General features: G+C 72.9%; 16 protein-coding genes. 9 read left to right on the forward strand and 7 right to left on the reverse strand.

The window, feature by feature from the left end; genetic code table 11:
• Nucleotides 1-21 precede the first annotated feature (21 nt).
• Entirely contained in the window at nt 22-231 is a 210-nt protein-coding gene (locus tag P8A20_RS20975) for a hypothetical protein (protein WP_147963852.1), read from the forward strand.
• A 113-nt stretch (nt 232-344) separates the two neighbouring features.
• Here P8A20_RS20975 and P8A20_RS20980 read toward each other — a convergent pair whose 3' ends face one another.
• Nucleotides 345-3,860: a S41 family peptidase gene (locus tag P8A20_RS20980; protein ID WP_306104026.1), complete on the reverse strand. Its 3,516-nt coding sequence runs from the start codon at nt 3,858-3,860 to the stop codon at nt 345-347.
• Between the two features lie 177 nt (nt 3,861-4,037).
• Here P8A20_RS20980 and P8A20_RS20985 point away from each other — a divergent pair, with 177 nt between their 5' ends.
• Together P8A20_RS20985 and P8A20_RS20990 are read left to right on the forward strand one after the other, a co-directional pair.
• Nucleotides 4,038-4,610, forward strand: a complete 573-nt coding sequence (locus P8A20_RS20985) for a TetR/AcrR family transcriptional regulator (RefSeq protein ID WP_147964479.1) — start codon at nt 4,038-4,040, stop codon at nt 4,608-4,610.
• A gap of 137 nt (nt 4,611-4,747) precedes the next feature.
• On the forward strand, nt 4,748-6,961 hold the full coding sequence (locus P8A20_RS20990; RefSeq protein WP_147963851.1) for an MMPL family transporter: 2,214 nt from the start codon (nt 4,748-4,750) through the stop codon (nt 6,959-6,961).
• Nucleotides 6,962-7,166: 205 nt separating this feature from the next.
• Here the strand turns inward: P8A20_RS20990 and P8A20_RS20995 are convergent, their stop codons facing one another.
• Complete coding sequence (locus P8A20_RS20995; protein ID WP_147963850.1) at nt 7,167-7,598, reverse strand: SsgA family sporulation/cell division regulator; 432 nt, start codon at nt 7,596-7,598, stop codon at nt 7,167-7,169.
• A 178-nt stretch (nt 7,599-7,776) separates the two neighbouring features.
• Between P8A20_RS20995 and P8A20_RS21000 the strand changes: the two genes are divergently transcribed.
• The 6 genes from P8A20_RS21000 to P8A20_RS21025 all read left to right on the forward strand — a co-directional run bounded on the left by P8A20_RS21000 (nt 7,777) and on the right by P8A20_RS21025 (nt 12,910).
• A complete protein-coding gene (locus P8A20_RS21000) occupies nt 7,777-8,826 on the forward strand; it encodes an energy-coupling factor ABC transporter permease (RefSeq protein WP_147963849.1) in 1,050 nt (349 codons plus the stop codon).
• Between the two features lies 1 nt (nt 8,827).
• The gene (cbiQ, locus tag P8A20_RS21005) at nt 8,828-9,589 is read left to right on the forward strand and encodes a cobalt ECF transporter T component CbiQ (protein WP_147963848.1); all 762 of its coding nucleotides are present in this window, start codon (nt 8,828-8,830) and stop codon (nt 9,587-9,589) included.
• Nucleotides 9,586-10,356, forward strand: a complete 771-nt coding sequence (locus P8A20_RS21010; RefSeq protein WP_147963847.1) for an energy-coupling factor ABC transporter ATP-binding protein — start codon at nt 9,586-9,588, stop codon at nt 10,354-10,356. The genes cbiQ and P8A20_RS21010 overlap by 4 nt, the downstream gene beginning before the upstream one ends.
• 77 nt (nt 10,357-10,433) lie before the next feature.
• Nucleotides 10,434-11,594 carry a serine hydrolase domain-containing protein gene (locus tag P8A20_RS21015; RefSeq protein ID WP_147964148.1) on the forward strand — a complete coding sequence of 387 codons (1,161 nt, stop codon included), beginning with the start codon at nt 10,434-10,436 and terminating at the stop codon, nt 11,592-11,594.
• Nucleotides 11,591-12,388, forward strand: coding sequence for an SDR family NAD(P)-dependent oxidoreductase (locus P8A20_RS21020; protein WP_147963846.1), 798 nt, complete (start codon nt 11,591-11,593; stop codon nt 12,386-12,388). The genes P8A20_RS21015 and P8A20_RS21020 overlap by 4 nt, the downstream gene beginning before the upstream one ends.
• Before the next feature lie 33 nt (nt 12,389-12,421).
• Nucleotides 12,422-12,910, forward strand: a complete 489-nt coding sequence (locus P8A20_RS21025) for a GNAT family N-acetyltransferase (protein ID WP_306104027.1) — start codon at nt 12,422-12,424, stop codon at nt 12,908-12,910.
• Nucleotides 12,911-12,937: 27 nt separating this feature from the next.
• Here the strand turns inward: P8A20_RS21025 and P8A20_RS21030 are convergent, their stop codons facing one another.
• The 5 genes from P8A20_RS21030 to P8A20_RS21050 all read right to left on the reverse strand — a co-directional run bounded on the left by P8A20_RS21030 (nt 12,938) and on the right by P8A20_RS21050 (nt 17,469).
• Nucleotides 12,938-13,789 (reverse strand): EamA family transporter, encoded by an 852-nt coding sequence (locus P8A20_RS21030; protein WP_306104028.1) that lies wholly within the window; start codon nt 13,787-13,789, stop codon nt 12,938-12,940.
• On the reverse strand, nt 13,786-14,295 hold the full coding sequence (locus P8A20_RS21035; protein ID WP_306104029.1) for a YbaK/EbsC family protein: 510 nt from the start codon (nt 14,293-14,295) through the stop codon (nt 13,786-13,788). Before P8A20_RS21035 ends, P8A20_RS21030 begins: the two co-directional genes overlap by 4 nt.
• A 99-nt stretch (nt 14,296-14,394) precedes the next feature.
• The gene (locus P8A20_RS21040; protein ID WP_147963842.1) at nt 14,395-15,390 is read right to left on the reverse strand and encodes an ornithine cyclodeaminase family protein; all 996 of its coding nucleotides are present in this window, start codon (nt 15,388-15,390) and stop codon (nt 14,395-14,397) included.
• A 46-nt stretch (nt 15,391-15,436) separates the two neighbouring features.
• A complete protein-coding gene (locus P8A20_RS21045) occupies nt 15,437-16,360 on the reverse strand; it encodes an ABC transporter permease (RefSeq protein WP_147963841.1) in 924 nt (307 codons plus the stop codon).
• Nucleotides 16,357-17,469: an ABC transporter permease gene (locus tag P8A20_RS21050; RefSeq protein ID WP_306104030.1), complete on the reverse strand. Its 1,113-nt coding sequence runs from the start codon at nt 17,467-17,469 to the stop codon at nt 16,357-16,359. The genes P8A20_RS21045 and P8A20_RS21050 overlap by 4 nt, the downstream gene beginning before the upstream one ends.
• Between the last annotated feature and the right edge of the window lie 63 nt (nt 17,470-17,532).

Here is a 17,532-nt window from a genome sequence, read left to right on the forward strand (position 1 = left end):
ACCCACATAGGAGTGAACAGCATGGGTATCGCAGACCAGTTCAAGGACAAGGCGCAGGAGCTCGCCGACCAGGCCAAGCAGCAGAAGGCGGGCGGCAAGCGGCCCGAGGCGCGCGAGCGCTCCGCCGGCCGCCCGGAGCGTGCCCAGGACCAGGCGCAGGGCCGTCGGCCCGAGGCGCGGGACCGGGCGCGCGACGCCGGCGAGCAGGCGCGTGAGCGCTCCGAGCGCTGACGGCCGACGCGTCTGACGTCCGCGGTCTGTTGGGGCGTACCCGGGTGCCGGGTACGCCCCTTCTCGTGCGTCCAGGGCCGGTTGAACCTGCCCCGGAGGGGCGGCCCGGCAGGTCACCTCGGGGGGAGCGGGGGCCTGCGCAGATTCGGGGCGGTGTCGTAGCTGGGGGGTGTCGCCGCCGGGTGGGCGGCCAGGAGGTCCAGGGCCACCCTGACGGCGTCGTCCAGCACCGCGTGGCGCCCCTCGGCCCAGTCGAGCGGGGTGCGCAGCGCCTCCAGGTCGGGCTCGACACCGTGGTTCTCGACGGACCAGCCGTAGGTGTCGAACCAGGCCGCGTTCATCGGCACCGTGATCACCGTGCCGTCGCCGAGCCGGTGCCGCCCGGTCATCCCGACCACTCCGCCCCAGGTGCGCTGGCCCACCACCGGTCCCAGCTTCAGCAGCCGGAACGCGGCGGTGATCATGTCGCCGTCGGAGGACGTGGCTTCGTCCGCGAGGGCGACGACCGGGCCCCGGGGGGCGTTGGAGGCGTACGAGACCGCCTGGGCGTTGCGGGTCAGGTCCCAGCCGAGGATGGTACGGGTGAGCTTCTCGACGACCAGCTCGCTGATGTGGCCGCCCGCGTTGCCCCGTACGTCCACGATCAGTGCCGGGCGCGACACCTCCAGCCGCAGATCGCGGTTGAACTGCGCCCAGCCGGAGCCGCCCATGTCGGGGATGTGCAGGTATCCGCACTTGCCGTGGCTCAACTCCCGTACGACCTCGCGCCGTTTGGCGACCCAGTCCTGGTAGCGCAGCGGACGCTCGTCGACCAGGGGGACGATCGCGATACGGCGTGACCGGCCGCCGCACTCGCCTCCGGCCGGGCGGAACGTCAGCTCCACCGTGGTGCCGCCCGCCGCCGTCAGCAGCGGGTACGGTCCCGCGACCGGGTCCACCTGCCGGCCGTCGACGTGGGTGAGGACGGCGCCGTCCCGGATGCCCGCACCGGCGAGCGGTGACCGCGCCTTCGAGTCCGAGGAGTCGCCCGGCAGGATGCGCTGGACCATCCACTCGCCGTCCCTGCACACGAGGTTGGCGCCCAGCAGCCCGATCGCCCGCTGGTAGTGCGGGGGTCCCTCGTTGCGGCGGGCGGGCGAGACGTAGGCATGGGAGGTGCCCAGCTCGCCGAGTACCTCGCGCAGCAGATCGGCGAACTCGTCGGGGGAGGAGACCCGTTCGACCAGGGGCCGGTACTGGTCCAGCACGCCCTCCCAGTCGATGCCGCACATGTCGGGTTCCCAGAAGTAGGACCGGATGATCCGCCCCGCCTCCCCGTACGCCTGGCGCCACTCGGCCGCCGGGTCGACGTCGTGCAGGATGCGGCGCAGGTCGAGGAAGACCGTCGTGTCGTTGTCGCCGCTCTCGTTGGAGGGCACGGCGCGCAGTTCGCCGTCGTCCATGACGACCAGCCGGGTCGCGTCCCCGCTGACCGCGAACCAGTCCAGGTGGCCGACCAGTTCGGTCTTGCGGGCCTTGGCGATGTTGAAGTGTTCCAGCGTGGGGCGGCCCGACATGTCCGCCGGGTTCGCGAACGTCTCGCCCAGTGCGCCGGAGATCGGCCAGCGCAGCCAGACGAGACCGCCGCCGCTGACCGGCTGGAGCGCCGAGTACTTCGACGCCGACACCGGGAACGGGGTCACCCTGTTCTCCAGCCCCTCGAACTCCACGATGACCGTCGTTCCCTCGACCGGGCCCTCGGGGACGTCCACCGGGTCCAGGCCGCCCGCCGCCGGACGTCCGTCCGGGAGCAGGGCGAAGGGGGAGGGGGTGGCCGAGGAGAGGGGGACCAGATACGGGCGGCAGCCCAGCGGGAAGGAGAGGTCGCCGGTGTGGACGTCGTACACCGGGTCGAAGCCGCGCCAGGACAGGAACGCGAGATAGCGGCCGTCGCCCGTGAAGACGGGGTTCTCGTCCTCGAAGCGGCCGTTGGTGACGTCCACCATCACCGGGGCGCCGGGGCCGGTGATCCGGGCGAGTTTGATCTGCCGCAGCGAGCGGCCGATGCCGGGGTGCGACCAGGTCAGCCAGTGGCCGTCCGGGGAGAACGCCAGATCGCGGACCGGGCCGTTCACGGAGCGGATGAGCTCGGTGAGCCCGTCGTCCGGGGTTCCGTCCGCCGGAGCCTCGTCCGGGGTTCCGCCGTCAGGAGGCCCGTCCCCGTCGTCCGATGGCCCGGCGCCCTGCGGCGCATCGCCGGGGTCGGCCGTCCTGGTGAGGACGTCCAGCGGGGCGACGGTCCTCGGCGGGGCCACGCCCTGGTCCGGCTCTTCGGGCGGTACGGGCCCTTCAGGGGGATCCCCGTCCGGGCCCAGGAGGTCCACGGCCGGTTCGACGTCGTCCTCCGTGGTGTCCAGCAGGAGCAGCCGGCCGTCGTTCGACGCGACGGCCAGCCGCTCGCCCTCCGGGTCGGAGACCATCTCGTGGATCCTGCCCAGCCGTCCGGCTGCCAGCCGTCGGGGCGGACGGTCGCCGCTGGCCCGGGGTAGGTAGGCGATCTCGACCGCGTCGTCGCCCTCCGCGTCGGTGACGTACGCGACCCGTCCGCTGCTGCCCAGCATCTCCGGCAGCCGGACCCGTACCCCGGGGGTGTCGGCGATCGTGCGGGCCGGGCCGTCGCGGTGGGTGAGCCAGTACAGGCTGCCGCGCACGGAGACGGCGCTCGCGCGGCCCGTCTCGTCGACGGACAGCGAGTCGACATGGCTGGACGCCGGCACCTGGTACGTACGCCGGCCGGTCCGGGGGCCGCCGAGCCGCACCTCCAGCTTCCGGGGCACCGCGTCCGGCGACTCCAGGTCCTCGACCAGCCACAGGTCCCCGCCGCACTGGTAGACGACCCGGCGGCCGTCGCTGGAGGCGTGCCGGGCGTAGAACGCGTCGTGGTCGGTGTGCCGGCGCAGATCACTGCCGTCCATCAGACAGGAGTACAGATTGCCGACGCCCTCGTGGTCGGAGAGGAAGGCGATCCGGCGCCCGACGAACATGGGCGCGTCCAGGTGGCCGCCGATGTCCGGCAGCAGCCGTTCGCCGTGCAGCCACAGCCGGCCCATGGCGCCGCCCCGGTACCGCTTCCAGGCCGCGGGCTCGTGCGGCGGCTTCCCGGTGAGCAGCAGGGTCCGCCGCTCGCCGTCGATGTCGGCGACCGCGATGTCGGAGACGGGCCCCCAGGGGAGTTTTCCGCCGGGGCTGCCGTCGGTCGGGACGCTGTACGCCCACGAGAAGTAGGAGAACGGCTGGTTGTGCGAGGAGACGGCCAGGATCTGCGACGAGTCCCCGGGGTCGGGGCTCCAGCCGCAGACCCGGGCATCGGTCGATCCCCAGTAGGTGAGTCTGCGGGCGGGCCCGCCCTCGACGGGGACGAGGTGGATCTCGGGATCGAGGGTGCGCCAGGTCGTGTAGGCGATACGGCTGCCGTCGGGCGAGAAGCGCGGATGACCGACCCTGGTCCGGTCGACGGTCAGCCGCCACGCCCGGCCGGGCCGCTGTCCTGCCGGGGCGAGGGGAGCGACCCATAGGTCGTCCTCCGCCGCGAAGCAGAGCAAGTCCTTGTGGAGGTGCGGGAAACGGAGATACGCGACGTCGTCACTCACCCTCCAATGCTTTCCGCGCGAAGGGCCCGCGGCAACTTGTGGTGCAGGACACAAGCGTAACTGTCTCGTTTCGCTCGAACGGGGAGTACCTTCGAAGTGTACGAAACAGTTTCGTTCCGTTAGTTGATCTTCGGCTGACGTACCATCCAGCAGGCGCAGTTTCGGAGGAGGTCGACCATGGCACGCAGCCGGCTCACACCCGAGCGCGAGGGTGAGCTGTACGCCGCCGTGCTCGATCTGCTCGGCGAGGTCGGCTATGAAGCCCTGACCATGGACGCCGTTGCCGCCCGTACCCGTTCCAGCAAGGCCACCCTCTACCGCCAGTGGGGGAGCAAGGCCGAGCTGGTCGTCAAGGCGCTGCGGCACAACAAGCCGGTGCAACTCGGCGAGATCGACACCGGTTCGCTGCGCGGGGACTTCACCGCCACGCTCCGGCGGACCGACGACTGCCAGATGGAGAAGAACTCCGCGCTCCTGCGGGGGCTCGGTCAGGCGGTCCACAGCAACCCCGACCTCCTCCAGGCGCTTCGTGACCTGATGATCGAGCCGGAACTCACCGGTCTCGGACTGATGGTCAGACGGGCCGTGGACCGGGGCGAGGTGAGTCCGGACAACCCGGCTCTGCCCTATCTCGCGCACATGATCATCGGTGCCTTCGCCGCTCGCGAGCTGGTCGAGGACCGGACGGTCGACCAGGCGTTCCTCATCGACTACGCGGAAGCCGTGGTGTTCCCCGCCCTCGGCGTCTGACGTCCCCGCTTTCCTTTCACCGCACGACCCTCCGTAAGAACTGACTCCCCGACGCTCCACCTGACACGCCGCTCTCGTCGTCGGGCTGGTTCCTCACGCCCTTTTTCACTCCACGACCCGACCGGGAGTACCCCTCCGTGGCCACATTCCTGTACAAAATCGGACGGCTCGCGTTCCGACGCCGCCGTTACGTCGCCCTGATCTGGGTCGCGCTGCTGGCGCTCGCCGGATTCGGTGCCGCCTCCGCGTCCACCGCCACCTCCAGCTCCTTCTCGATCCCCGGGACGGAAGCCCAGAGGGCCTTCGACCTGCTCGACGAGCGCTTCCCCGGAGGCAGCGCCGACGGCGCGACCGCCCGGGTCGTGTTCAAGGCGCCCGGGGACGAGAAGGTGACCTCGGCGGCCAACAAGGCCGAGATCCAGGACATCGTCGGCGATCTGAAGTCCGGCTCGGACCAGATCGCCTCGGTCGCCGACCCCTTCGCCGCCAAGGCGGTCAGCGAGGACGGCTCCACCGCGTACATCTCCGTCTCCTACAAGGTCAGCTCGATGGAGCTGACCGACGGGACGAGGGAGGCGCTGGAGGACGCCGGCCACGACGCGCAGAACAGCGGCATGAAGGTGGAGATCGGCGGTGACGCGCTCCAGGTGATGCCGGAGACCGGAGCCACCGAGATCATCGGCGTCGCCATCGCCGCCGTGGTGCTGGTGATCACCTTCGGGTCCCTGATCGCCGCCGGGCTGCCGCTGCTCACCGCCCTGATCGGGGTCGGGATCGGCGTGTCCACGATCACCGCCCTGGCGAACGTGCTGGACCTCGGCTCCACGACCTCCACGCTCGCGATGATGATCGGCCTCGCGGTCGGTATCGACTACGCGCTGTTCATCGTCTCCCGCTACCGCGCCGAGCTGGCCGAGGGCCGGGAGCGCGAGGAGGCCGCCGGCCGGGCCGTCGGCACGGCGGGATCCGCCGTCGTCTTCGCCGGTCTGACGGTCGTCATCGCCCTGGTGGGCCTTGCCGTCGTCAACATCCCGATGCTGTCCAAGATGGGCTTCGCCGCCGCCGGTACGGTCGCGATCGCCGTCCTCATCGCGCTCACCCTCGTCCCGGCGATGCTGGGCTTCGCGGGCAAGCGGGTCATGGGGCGCAAGGCGCGCAAGGCCGCCGAGGCGGAGAACAAGCCCGAGGCGAAGCCGAACATGGGCACCCGCTGGGCGCGGTTCGTGCTGCGCAGGCCGGTGTGGGTGCTGCTGGTCGGTGTCCTCGGCCTGGGCGCCATCGCCGTACCGGCCGCCTCGCTGGAGATGGGTCTGCCGGACGACGGCGCCCAGCCGAAGTCGACCACGCAGCGCCAGGCGTACGACATGCTCTCCGACGGCTTCGGCCCCGGGTTCAACGGTCCGCTGCTCGTCGTCGTGGACACGAAGGGCGCTTCGGACGGGAAGAGCGCCGTCGACCGCGTCTCGCAGGAGATCGAGGGCATCGGCCACGTCGCCGCCGTCACCCCGGCCGCCTTCAACAAGGCCGGCGACGCGGCGACCATCACGGTCATCCCGCAGGACCGGCCGAGCTCCACGGAGACCGAGGACGTCGTCCACGCGATCCGTGACGCGGGTCCGCAGATCAAGGACGACACCGGCGCCGAGTTGCTGGTCACCGGTGCCACGGCGATGAACATCGACTTCTCCGAGAAGATGAACAGCGCGCTGCTGCCCTACCTGGCGCTCGTCGTCGGCCTGGCGTTCCTGCTGCTGATGGTGGTCTTCCGCTCGATCCTCGTCCCGCTCAAGGCGGCCCTGGGCTTCCTGCTCTCCGTGGTCGCCGCGCTCGGCGCCGTCGTCGCGGTCTTCCAGTGGGGCTGGCTCGGATCGCTCTTCGGGGTCGAGCAGACCGGCCCGATCATGAGCATGATGCCGATCTTCATGGTCGGTGTGGTGTTCGGTCTCGCCATGGACTACGAGGTCTTCCTGGTCACGCGGATGCGGGAGGCGTACGTCCACGGGGAGACGCCCGGCCAGGCGATCGTCACCGGCTTCAAGCACGGGGCCCGGGTGGTCACGGCGGCCGCGGTGATCATGATGGCCGTCTTCGCCGGCTTCATCGGCTCCTCCGAGCAGATGATCAAGATGATCGGCTTCTCGCTCGCCATCGCGGTCTTCTTCGACGCCTTCGTGGTCCGCATGGCCGTCGTGCCCGCGGTGCTCGCGCTGCTCGGCAGGCGCGCCTGGTGGCTGCCGCGCTGGCTGGACCGCGTCCTGCCCAACGTGGACGTGGAGGGCGAGGGCCTGCGCAAGGACCTCTCCGAAGGCCCGGCCGAGGGCGGCGGGGAGCGGGAGCTGGTCCGCGCATGACCGACGGTGCGCGTCGCGGTGCGAGCCGCGGCGCGCACCCCACGACCCCGGGGCCGCGTCCGAGCGGATGAGCGGAACGCGCCCCGGAGCGCCGGTTACCTGTGGGGACGGGGGGCCGGGGCCGAGGAGAGCCCCCGTGCACGCGGCACGGGGGCTCTCGCGCGTCCGGTGGCCCGGGGTGCCCGCGCCGTCCGGGCCTTCGGTGTCAGGCGGGGGTGGCTGTGGCCCGTGCGGCGCCGGCCGCCGTGGTCGCCTCGTCCGTCCTGGTCGTCCTGGTGGTCTTGGTCGTCCTGGCGGTCGCCGGGTGCTTCGCCGTCCTCGCGTCGATCTGCGACAGGAAGCGGATGAAGGGCGCCCTGTCGAACTGGAAGACGGCGACGCCGTCCTTCGCGTGCAGTTCGAGAACCAGCTGGGCGCGGCCGCACGGCCATATCCCTATGTCGCCGCGGGTGGCGGGGGAGCGCAGGCCGCGTTCCAGGAGGTCGAGGGCGAAGGACCGGTCGACGCCCCCGGGCATCCGGACCCGCACGGTGTCCGGATCCTCGGGGTCGTAACGCAGTTCGACCGGGACCCGGCGTGGGTCGGGGCCGTCGGTGATGAGCCGGGCTCGGGCGTGCTCTTGGATCACGAGGGACATGGCCGGCTCCTCCTGTGTGAAAATCTCTCCCCCTAATGTCCCATAATTTCCTATTTGGGCATGTCGGGGGTGGGGTCAGTTGTCATCGCTGCGCTCTTGCGAACCCTTTGCAAGAAGGCTCTATAGTGGAGCGTTTTCCGACCCCGCCAGCAGTAACGCCCGAAAGCGGAGCCACTCCATGCATGTACCCGACGGTTTCATCGACGCACCCGTGTCCGCCGCCGCAGGTGTCGTCGCCGCCGGTGCGGTCGCCGTCGGCCTCCGTGGCGCCCGGCGTGAACTGGACCAGCGGACGGCCCCGCTGGCCGGGCTCGTCGCCGCGTTCATCTTCGCCGTGCAGATGCTGAACTTCCCCGTCGCGGCGGGCACCAGCGGCCACCTCCTGGGCGGTGCCCTGGCGGCGATACTGGTCGGGCCGTACACCGGGGTGCTCTGCATAGCGGTCGTCCTGCTGATGCAGGGCATCCTCTTCGCCGACGGCGGCCTCACCGCGCTCGGCGTGAACATCACGGTGATGGGGGTCGTCACCGTCGTCGTCGCCTACGCCCTCTTCCGCGGGCTGACCCGTGTGCTGCCCCGCACCCGCCGCTCGACGACCGCCGCGGCCTTCGTGGCCGCGCTCGTCTCCGTGCCGGCCGCCGCTCTCGCCTTCACGCTGATCTACGCGATCGGCGGGACCACCGACGTACCCATCGGCAAGGTCCTCACCGCGATGGTCGGCGTCCACGTCCTGATCGGCATCGGGGAGGCGGCGATCACCGCCCTGACCGTCGGCGCCGTGATCGCGGTGCGCCCCGACCTCGTGCACGGTGCCCGCGGAACCGGCGCCCCGCTCAAGCTCCGGGTCGACGGCGAACTCGTCGACGCACCGGCCGCCGCCCCCGCGCCCGTCGCGGCACGCTCCACGCGCAAGGTCTGGGCCACCGGCCTGGCCGCCGCGCTCGTCCTCGCGGGCTTCGTCTCCTTCTACGCCTCCGCGAACCCCGACGGCCTGGAGAAGGTCGCCGCGGACAAGGGCATCGACGAGAAGGTCCAGGAACACGGCGCGGCGGACTCCCCGCTCGCCGACTACGGCGTCAAGGACGTCACCGACGCCCGCCTCTCCGGGGGCCTCGCCGGAGTGATCGGGGTGGGCGTCACCGTCGTCGTCGGCACCGGTGTCTTCTGGGCGGTGCGCAGCCGCCGCACGCCCGAGGGGCCGGACGCCCGCACCACCGGGTCCGTCTGACATGGGCGCCGGCCACGCGCACAAGCTCTACCGGCACGGGCACACACCCGTCCACGAGCTCCCCCCGCACTGCAAGCTCGCCGCCGTCCTCTGCTTCGTCGTGGCCGTCGTCTCCACCCCGCGCGAGGCGGTCTGGGCGTTCGCGCTGTACGCGGCGCTGCTCGCCGCCGTCGCCGCCGTCGCCCGGATCTCGCCCGGGTTCCTCCTGAAGCGCCTGGTCATCGAGGTGCCGTTCGTCGCGTTCGCGCTGCTCATGCCGTTCGTCGTACCCGGTGAGCAGACCGAACTCCTCGGTGTCTCCGTCAGCGTCCCCGGACTCTGGGGCGCGTGGAACGTCCTGGCCAAGGGCACCCTCGGCGTCGCCGCCTCGGTGATCCTGGCCTCCACCACCGAGCTGCGCGCCCTGCTGCTCGGCCTCCAGCGGCTGCGCCTGCCGCCGCTGCTCGTCCAGATCGCGTCCTTCATGATCCGCTACGGCGACGTGATCAGCGACGAGCTGCGACGGATGTCGATCGCCCGGCGCTCCCGCGGCTTCGAGGCGAGCGGCGTACGGCACTGGGGCGTCCTCGCCAAGACCGCGGGCGCCCTCTTCATCCGGTCCTACGAGCGGGGCGAACGCGTCCACCTCGCGATGGTCAGCCGCGGCTACACCGGCACCATGCCGGTGATCGACGAGGTGACCGCGACCCGGACCCAGTGGGCGCACGCCGCGGCACTCCCCGTGCTCGCCCTCGTCGTCTGTCTGCTGGGATGGACCGTATGAGCCTGCCCCCCGCCACCGCGCCGTCCCTCGAGGTCAGCGGCCTCGCCTATGCCTACCCCGACGGTCACCAGGCCCTCTTCGGCGTCGACCTGACCGTGGCCCGCGGCGAACGCGTGGCCCTCCTCGGGCCCAACGGCGCGGGCAAGACCACCCTCGTGCTCCACCTGAACGGCATCCTCGACGCGGGCGCCGGAACCGTCCGCGTCGCCGGGCTCCCCGTGGAGAAGAAGAACCTGGCGGAGATCAGGCGCCGCGTCGGCATCGTCTTCCAGGACCCCGACGACCAGCTCTTCATGCCGACCGTCCGCGAGGACGTCGCCTTCGGCCCGGCCTCGGCAGGGCTGCGCGGACCGGAGCTGGAGCAGCGGGTCATGACCGCCCTGGAGCGGGTCGGCATGGCGGAGTACGCGGCACGGCCCCCGCACCACCTCTCCTTCGGCCAGCGCCGCCGCGTCGCCGTCGCCACGGTCCTCGCAATGGAGCCGGAGATCCTCGTCCTGGACGAGCCCTCCTCCAACCTGGACCCGGCCTCCCGGCGCGAACTCGCCGACATCCTGCGGTCCCTGGACGTCACCGTGCTGATGGTCACCCACGACCTGCCGTACGCCCTCGAACTCTGCCCGCGCGCCGTCGTCCTCAGCGACGGGGTGATCGCCGCCGACGACCGGACGCAGGACCTGCTGTGCGACGACGCGCTCATGCGCGAACACCGGCTGGAGCTGCCCTTCGGCTTCGACCCGCGTTCCGTGTCGGTTCCGCGTCCGTGAACAGATGGTGACCCGCCACCCGTTCCACCAGGGACGCGATGCACCATGGGGGGATGAGCGGGAGCGCGGGAGCAGGCGTGGACGTACGGGGCACGGTGGCACCGGGATTCGAGGCGGTACGGGACGCCTTCGTCCGTAACTTCGAACAGCGCGGCGAACGGGGGGCAGCCGTCGCGCTCTACCACCACGGCCGCAAGGTCGTGGACCTGTGGGCCGGTACGAGAGACGTCGACGGCGCCGAACCCTGGGCCGTGGACACCGTGCAGGTCGTCCGCTCGGCCGGAAAGGGAGTCGCGGCCGCCGTGCCGCTGCTGCTGCACCAGCGCGGGCAGGTGGACCTCGACGCCCCCGTCGGCACCTACTGGCCGGAGTTCAAGGCGAACGGCAAGGAGCGCGTCCTCGTGCGCCACCTCCTCGCCCACCGGTCCGGGGTGGTCGCCCTCGACACGACGCTGACACCCGAGGAGGCCGCCGACCAGGTGTCGGGGCCCAGAGCCGTGGCCGAGCAGCGGCCCCAGTGGGAGCCCGGCACCGACCACGGGTACCAGGCACAGACCCACAGCTGGCTCGTCGGGGAACTGGTCCGCCGGGTCACCGGGCGGACCATCGGCCGCTGGGTCGCCGAGGAGATCGCCCGCCCGCTCGGCCTGGACTTCTGGTTCGGGCTCCCCGAGGACGAGGCACACCGGATCGGACGGATCGGCCCCGTCGAACCCCCGCCGGCCGAGGGCAGCGGCGCCCTGCGGATGCGCCCGAAGCGGTCCGTCGTCGACGCCTACGGCGACCCGGCCTCGCTCACCCGGCGCGCCTTCGGGGCGATCGACCCCTTCCCCGACGAGAACGACCCGGGCTACCGCGCGGCCGAACTCCCCGCGTCCAACGGCGTGGCGACCGCACGCGGTCTCGCCCGCTGCTACGCCGCCATGATCGGCGAGGTCGACGGGCACCGGCTGTTCGCCCCCGCCACGCTCACCCTGGCCCGCACCGAGGAGTCCGCCGGGCCGGACCGTGTGCTGGTCGTCAACACCCGTTTCGGGCTGGGCTACATGCTGCACGGCCCGTCCGCACCGCTCCTGGGCCCCGGATCGTTCGGGCACCCCGGCCGCGGAGGCTCGCTCGGCTTCGCCGACCCCGAATCGGGCATCGCACTCGGCTATGTGACGAACGGTCTGCAGAAGGGAGTCACCGCCGATCCCCGTGCCCAGGCCCTGGTCAGGGCAGTACGGTCGGCGCTATGACTCCTCCTCGCTTCCACGGGTACGCCGCGCTCCTCACCGGCGCGGGACAGGGCATCGGGGCGGCCACCGCCCGCCGGCTGGCCTCCGAGGGCGCGGCCGTCCTGGTCACCGACCTGGACGGCGGACGCGCCGAGCGCACCGCTGCCGCGATACGCGAGACGGGCGGCACCGCCGAGTCCCTTGCCTGCGACGTCGGGGACCGGGCGGCGGTGGACGCGGCGGTGGCCCACGCGGTCACCGCCTTCGGCCGGCTCGACGTCCTGGTCAACAACGCCTACGCCAACCACGACGACGCCCCGCTCTTCGAGGACGAGGCCGACGAACCCTGGGCCCGCACCCTCGACATCACCCTGAACGGCCCCTACCGCTGCTCCCGTGCCGCGCTGCCGCACCTGGTCGCCTCGGGCCGGGGCGCCGTCGTCAACATCGGCTCGGTCAACGGCGAACAGGACTTCGGCGGGCACGCCTACAGCGCGGCCAAGGCGGGCCTGGCCAGCCTGACCCGTACGCTCGCCGGCCACGCGGGACCACGCGGTGTCCGCGTCAACCTCGTCGCCCCCGGCACGATCCGCACGGAGGGCTGGGCGGGCCGCGAAGAGGCGCTCGCGAGGGCGAGCGCCCTCTACCCGCTCGGCCGGATCGGCGAACCGGAGGACATCGCGTCCGCCGTCGCCTTCCTCGCCTCCCGGGACGCGCAGTGGATCACGGGGATCACGCTGCGGGTCGACGGCGGTCTCCTCGCCGTCAACACGGGGTTCCGCAAGGCGATGACGGGGGAGTCCGAAACCCGGTAGCGGGGGCGGCGGCCCGCGCTCTACTCTCCCCCGATGATCGACCACGGTTACACCGACCGGACCGGCCGCCCCGTCACCCTGCGCGAGGTCACCGACGACACCTGGCGTGCGGTCGCGGACGTCGCGCCGCTCGACGAGCAGCGCGACTTCTCCCCCGCGCTCGCGGCCCGCTATCTGCTCCTCACCTCGCGCGAGGACACCTGGCACTCACTCGCCGTGCACGCCGGGGACGCCCCGCTCGGCCATGTGATGTGGGCCCGGGACGAGGACGGTTCGTACTGGATCGGCGGGGTGCTGATCGACGGGCCCGAGCAGGGCGCGTGGATCGGGCGCGCCGCCGCGCGCACGCTCGCGGAGTGGCTCGCGGGCCGCGAGGGCTGCGAGGTGGTCCGGCTGTCCTACGACCCTGACAACACCGGCGCCGCGGCGCTCTGGACCTCGCTCGGGTTCCGGCCGACGGGCGAGGCCGAGGACGACGAGGTGGTCGTGGAACTGGCCGCCTCCGCCGTCGTGCCCGGGTGACGGGGGGCCCGGCGGACGGGCGCCGGCTCAACTCGTGTGCAGCATCAGGCCGATGCCCACCACCATGAGTCCGGCCGCCGCGATCCGCGGAGCCCCGAAGCGCTCCTTGAAGAAGAGCGTCCCTATCGCGGCACCCACGATGATCGAGGACTCCCGCAGCGCGGCGACCGGGGCGAGCGGGGCCTTCGTCTGGGCCCACAGGACGAGACCGTAGGCCGCGACCGACAGGGCCGCGCCGAGAAGGCCCCGCGCCATGAACGGCCTCAGCTGAGAAAGGAGTTCGCCCCGCCTGCGCATGTAGGCGTACGCGGGGATGGCCAGGCCCTGCGCGATCATCAGCCAGCCGATGTAGCCGACGGGTGTTCCCGAGGCGCGTACCCCGACCCCGTCGACCGTGGTGTAGCCGGCGATGGCCAGGCCCGTCGCGAGGGCCGCCAGGACGGCCGGCCGGTGGGGCCGGCTGCCGGCGCCCCGGATGCCCCACAGCGCCAGCCCGACGAGCCCGGCCGAGGCCACGGCCACCCCCGCCGTCGCCCAGCCGTCCGGGATCTCACCGATGAGGACGGCTGCCAGCACCGTCACGACGAGCGGGGCCGTACCCCGGGCGATCGGGTACATCTGGCCGAAGTCGCCCAGGGTGAACGAGCGCATCAACAGCAGCATGTACGCCATGTGCAGGCCCGCCGAGGCGAGCAGGTACGGCCAGGCACCGGCCGCGGGAAGCGGCGCGGGACAGACCAGTACCGCCCCGATCAGCGCCCCGCCGCCGGAGATCAGGGTGAAGGACAGCAGCTGGTCGCGTATCGCGTGGGCGATGGCGTTCCAGCTCGCGTGCGTGATCGCGGCGGCCAGGACGGCCGCCGCCACCAGCGGGGTCACGCGGTCCGCTCACGCACGTCCACGAGGGTGCCGCCCGCGCGATCGACCAGGTCGGCGGGAGCGATCCGGAAGACGGCGTGCGGATGGCCCGCCGCCGCCCACACCTCGGCATGGCCGAGCAGCCCCCGGTCGGCCAGCACCCGGGTCTTCGTGCGGTGGCCGAAGGGCGGCACGCCGCCGATCGCGTAGCCGGTGGTCTCGCGGACGAGGTCGGCACGGGCCCGCTGGACCTTCGCCGCGCCCAGCTCCCCGCGCACGAGCTCCAGGTCCACCCGGGAGGAGCCGTCCATCAGGACCAGGACGGGCACGCCGTCCGCCTCGAAGATCAGGGACTTGACGATCTGGCTGAGCTCGCAGCCGATCGCCGTGGCGGCCTCGACCGCGGTGCGGGTGGCGTCGGGGAAGCGGCGTACCTCGACTTCGAGGCCCAGCTCCCTCAGCGCCTCGGCGAACCGGGGATGGGCCTCGGACGTGGTCGCGGCGGGGGTGGTGTCGGAAGTGCTCATACCCCGCACGCTACTGAAACGGCCCCGCCGCCGACCACAGCCTTTCCGGCGGCTGCGCCGGTCATCGCCCGGACCGCCGCACCCGTCCCCGCGCGGGCCTCAGCCGCTCAGCTCGATCCGGGTGCCCGTGCCGCGCTCGGTCGCGGCGTCGATCAGCAGCCGGGCCACCGCCAGGTCCTGGAGGCCTACACCCACCGAGTTGAACAGCGTGAGATCGGTGTCCGCCGTCCGGCCGGGCTCGGTCCCCGCGAGGACGTCGCCGAGCTCACGGCGGAAGTCGTCCTCGGTGAGCGCCCCCTCGGCGAGCGGGATCAGGACCTCGCCGGACTTCGCGCGGGCCGTCGTCCAGGCGTCGACGACGATCCGGCAGCGTACGACGCCCTCCGTGTCGATCTCCCGGTGGTCGGGGCGTGGCGGGGCGCCGACCGCGTTGACGTGCTGGCCGGGGGAGAGCCACGCGCCCCGGATCAGCGGTTCCCGCGACGGCGTCAGCGTGCACAGGACGTCCGAGGCCTCCGTCACCTCCCGCGGCCCGGCCAGCACCTGGGCGTCGACGCCGAGCTCCGTACGGATCCAGGCGGCCAGTTCGTGGCTCCGGCCGGCGTCGCGCCCCCACAGCACGATCCGTTCGTAGGCGCGGCCCGGCAGCAGGGCGCGGGCGTGGGCCCGGGCCAGCGGGCCGGTCCCGACGAGCCCCAGGACGCGCGCGTCCTTCCGGGCGAGTGCGCGGGTGGCGACGGCGGTGGCGGCGGCGGTCCTCGCCCGGGTCACCTCGGCCCCGTCGAGCAGTGCCTCGCAGGCGCCGGTGTCCGCGGACACGGCGAGGACGGCCGACCGCTGCACGGGCAGGCCCCGCTCGCGGTTGCCGGGGAGGTCGGCCAGCAGTTTCACGGTGGCGAGACCGGCGGGCGCGGACGCCGACGCCATGGCGAGGAAGGTCCCGTCCGAACCCGGGAGCGGCATCGCCGGCGGGGCCGGCAGGACGGCTCTGCCCAGGGCCAGATCCAGGTGGCAGTTCTCCACCGCCCTCTCGATGTCCTCCCGTGCGTCCGCGAGCAGCGCGGCGATGTCGGAGCGGGTCAGGATCAGCGTCATGTCGTGAGTCCTCAGAAGGGGAGTGATGCGGGTGCCGGGGCGGCGGTCAGTTGCCGCGCAGGAAGGGGGTGGTGAGCCCCGAGGGCGCCCGGCTGCGGCCGACCAGCCCGCTGACCGCGAGCAGCGCGACGACGTACGGCAGCGTGGTCAGGAGAGGCGCGGACAGATGCAGCCCGAGGGCCGGCGCGGCGAACTGGAGCGACTGCGCGACGCCGAAGAAGAGGCAGGCCAGGATCGTGGGCCAGGCCCGCCAGCGTCCGGCGATCACCGCGACGACCGCGAGGTAGCCGATGCCGCCGGTGATGTTGTCGCTGAAGGCGTGCACCTCCGACAGGGCCAGCTGGGCGCCCGCCAGGCCGGACACGGCCCCGGTGAGCAGCACGGCGGCGAAGCGGACGGCGCGTACCGGGAGCCCGCAGCGGTCGGCGGTGGTCGCGTCCTCCCCGATCGCGTCGACGGCCAGGCCCCACCCCGTGCGCCTGCTGAACCCCAGGGCAAGTGCGGCGGCCACGGCGAAGGCGGCGTAACCGAGGACGGTCTGCTCGAAGAGGGCCGGCCCCAGCACGGGGATGCTGTGCAGGACGGGCACGGCGACCGGGTCGAACCCGGGCACGGAGTCCGCCGCCCCGTCGCCGAACAGCACACGGGAGCCGTACGTCGTGGCCCCGAGCGCCAGGGCGTTCGCGGTGATGCCGGTGACGATCTGGTCCGCGCGCAGTACGACGCTGAGCAGGGCCTGCAGCGCGGCGAACAGCAGGCCGGCGACCAGGGCGGCCAGCACCCCCACGCCCGCGCTCCCGGAGGCCAGGGCGCCGGCCGCGCCCGCGAACGCGCCGGTCAGCATCATGCCTTCGACGGAGAGGTTGAGCACGCCCGCGCGTTCGCTCAGCAGCTCCCCCGACGAGGCGAGCAGGAGGGGCACCGCAAGCCGCACCCCACCGGAGGCGAGCTCCTCGACGACCGTGCTCATGAGGCCCTCCCGTTGCGTGTGGTTCCGAACATGGCCGCGGCGACGAACAGGACGAGCAGGCTCTGCACGATCTGCACGGAGGAGGCGGGGACCCCCGCCGCGAGCTGCAGGTTGATGCCGCCGTTGGTCAGGAAGCCGAAGAGCAGCGACACGGCGGCCACGGCGGTGAGCGAGCCGCGTGCGAGCAGGCCCACCACCAGCCCGGAGAAGCCGTAGCCGGAGGAGAAGTGCTCGGCCAGCATGTACGGGGCGATGGCGACGAGGGACGCGCCCGCGAGCCCGGCGGCGGCGCCGGCGACGGCCAGGCCGCCCGTCTCCAGGCGCGTCACGGGGAGCCCGAGCCGGGCCGAGGCGGCGGGGGAGTGCCCCACGGACCGCAGCCGCAGACCGATGGCGGTGTGCCGCAGCACCAGGCCGGTGACCAGGGCCGCGACGGCCGCGATCACGACGATCGCGGTGGCCGGTGACTCGATGCCGCCGATCAGCGGCAGCCGCGCCCCTTCGGGCAGCGGCGCCGACTGCGGCAGCGTCTCGGACGAGGTCACGGGCTGGCGCAGCAGCGCCTCCTCGTGGACGGCCACCGAGACCAGCCCCACCCCGACGAAGTTCAGCAGCAGTGTGGTGATGACCTCGCTGGTGCCGCGCTTCGCCCGCAGCAGCCCGGCGATCCCGGCCCAGGCGCCACCCGCCACGGCTCCCGCGACGAGGACCAGCGGCACTCCGAGCGCCGCCGGGACTCCGGAGGGCAGCGCGGTCCCCACGGCGGCGGCGGCCAGCCCGCCCGCGCACAGCTGCCCCTCGCCGCCCACGTTCACCAGTCCCGCGCGGTGGGCGACGGTGAACCCGGTGGCGATGAGCGCCAGTACGGCGGCCGAGTTCAGCGAACTCCCCACGGCGTAAGGCGATCCGAACATGCCCTCGACGAGGGCGTCCCAGGCGACCGCGGGCGCTGTTCCGGCCCCCTCGACGAGTCCCAGCCCGACCGCGCCCGCGAGCACGACCGCCAGGACGCCGACGGTGACGGGGTGCCTCAGGGCGGGGGCGATGCGGGCGGCGGCCGTGCGTGGAGCCGGCGCGGGGGTGGACAGGGCAGGTGTCGGTGGTGACATGGCGGCTCCTTGAGGTGTCGTGAGGCACGCGCCGGGCCGGGGGTGCCGGCCGGGACGCGGGTG

The organism is Streptomyces sp. Alt3 (assembly GCF_030719215.1).
Lineage (GTDB): Bacteria > Actinomycetota > Actinomycetes > Streptomycetales > Streptomycetaceae > Streptomyces > Streptomyces glycanivorans.

Bases quoted from the DNA above. Each gene is read 5' to 3' on its own strand.
- cbiQ (WP_147963848.1), top strand. From the start codon at position 8,828: ATGGGCGCCGGCCACGCGCACAAGCTCTACCGGCACGGGCACACACCC.
- P8A20_RS20975 (WP_147963852.1), top strand. From the start codon at position 22: ATGGGTATCGCAGACCAGTTCAAGGACAAGGCGCAGGAGCTCGCCGAC.
- P8A20_RS20985 (WP_147964479.1), top strand. From the start codon at position 4,038: ATGGCACGCAGCCGGCTCACACCCGAGCGCGAGGGTGAGCTGTACGCC.
- P8A20_RS21000 (WP_147963849.1), top strand. From the start codon at position 7,777: ATGCATGTACCCGACGGTTTCATCGACGCACCCGTGTCCGCCGCCGCA.
- P8A20_RS21035 (WP_306104029.1), bottom strand. From the start codon at position 14,295: ATGAGCACTTCCGACACCACCCCCGCCGCGACCACGTCCGAGGCCCAT.
- P8A20_RS21040 (WP_147963842.1), bottom strand. From the start codon at position 15,390: ATGACGCTGATCCTGACCCGCTCCGACATCGCCGCGCTGCTCGCGGAC.
- P8A20_RS21010 (WP_147963847.1), top strand. From the start codon at position 9,586: ATGAGCCTGCCCCCCGCCACCGCGCCGTCCCTCGAGGTCAGCGGCCTC.
- P8A20_RS21045 (WP_147963841.1), bottom strand. From the start codon at position 16,360: ATGAGCACGGTCGTCGAGGAGCTCGCCTCCGGTGGGGTGCGGCTTGCG.
- P8A20_RS21050 (WP_306104030.1), bottom strand. From the start codon at position 17,469: ATGTCACCACCGACACCTGCCCTGTCCACCCCCGCGCCGGCTCCACGC.
- P8A20_RS20995 (WP_147963850.1), bottom strand. From the start codon at position 7,598: ATGTCCCTCGTGATCCAAGAGCACGCCCGAGCCCGGCTCATCACCGAC.
- P8A20_RS21025 (WP_306104027.1), top strand. From the start codon at position 12,422: ATGATCGACCACGGTTACACCGACCGGACCGGCCGCCCCGTCACCCTG.
- P8A20_RS21020 (WP_147963846.1), top strand. From the start codon at position 11,591: ATGACTCCTCCTCGCTTCCACGGGTACGCCGCGCTCCTCACCGGCGCG.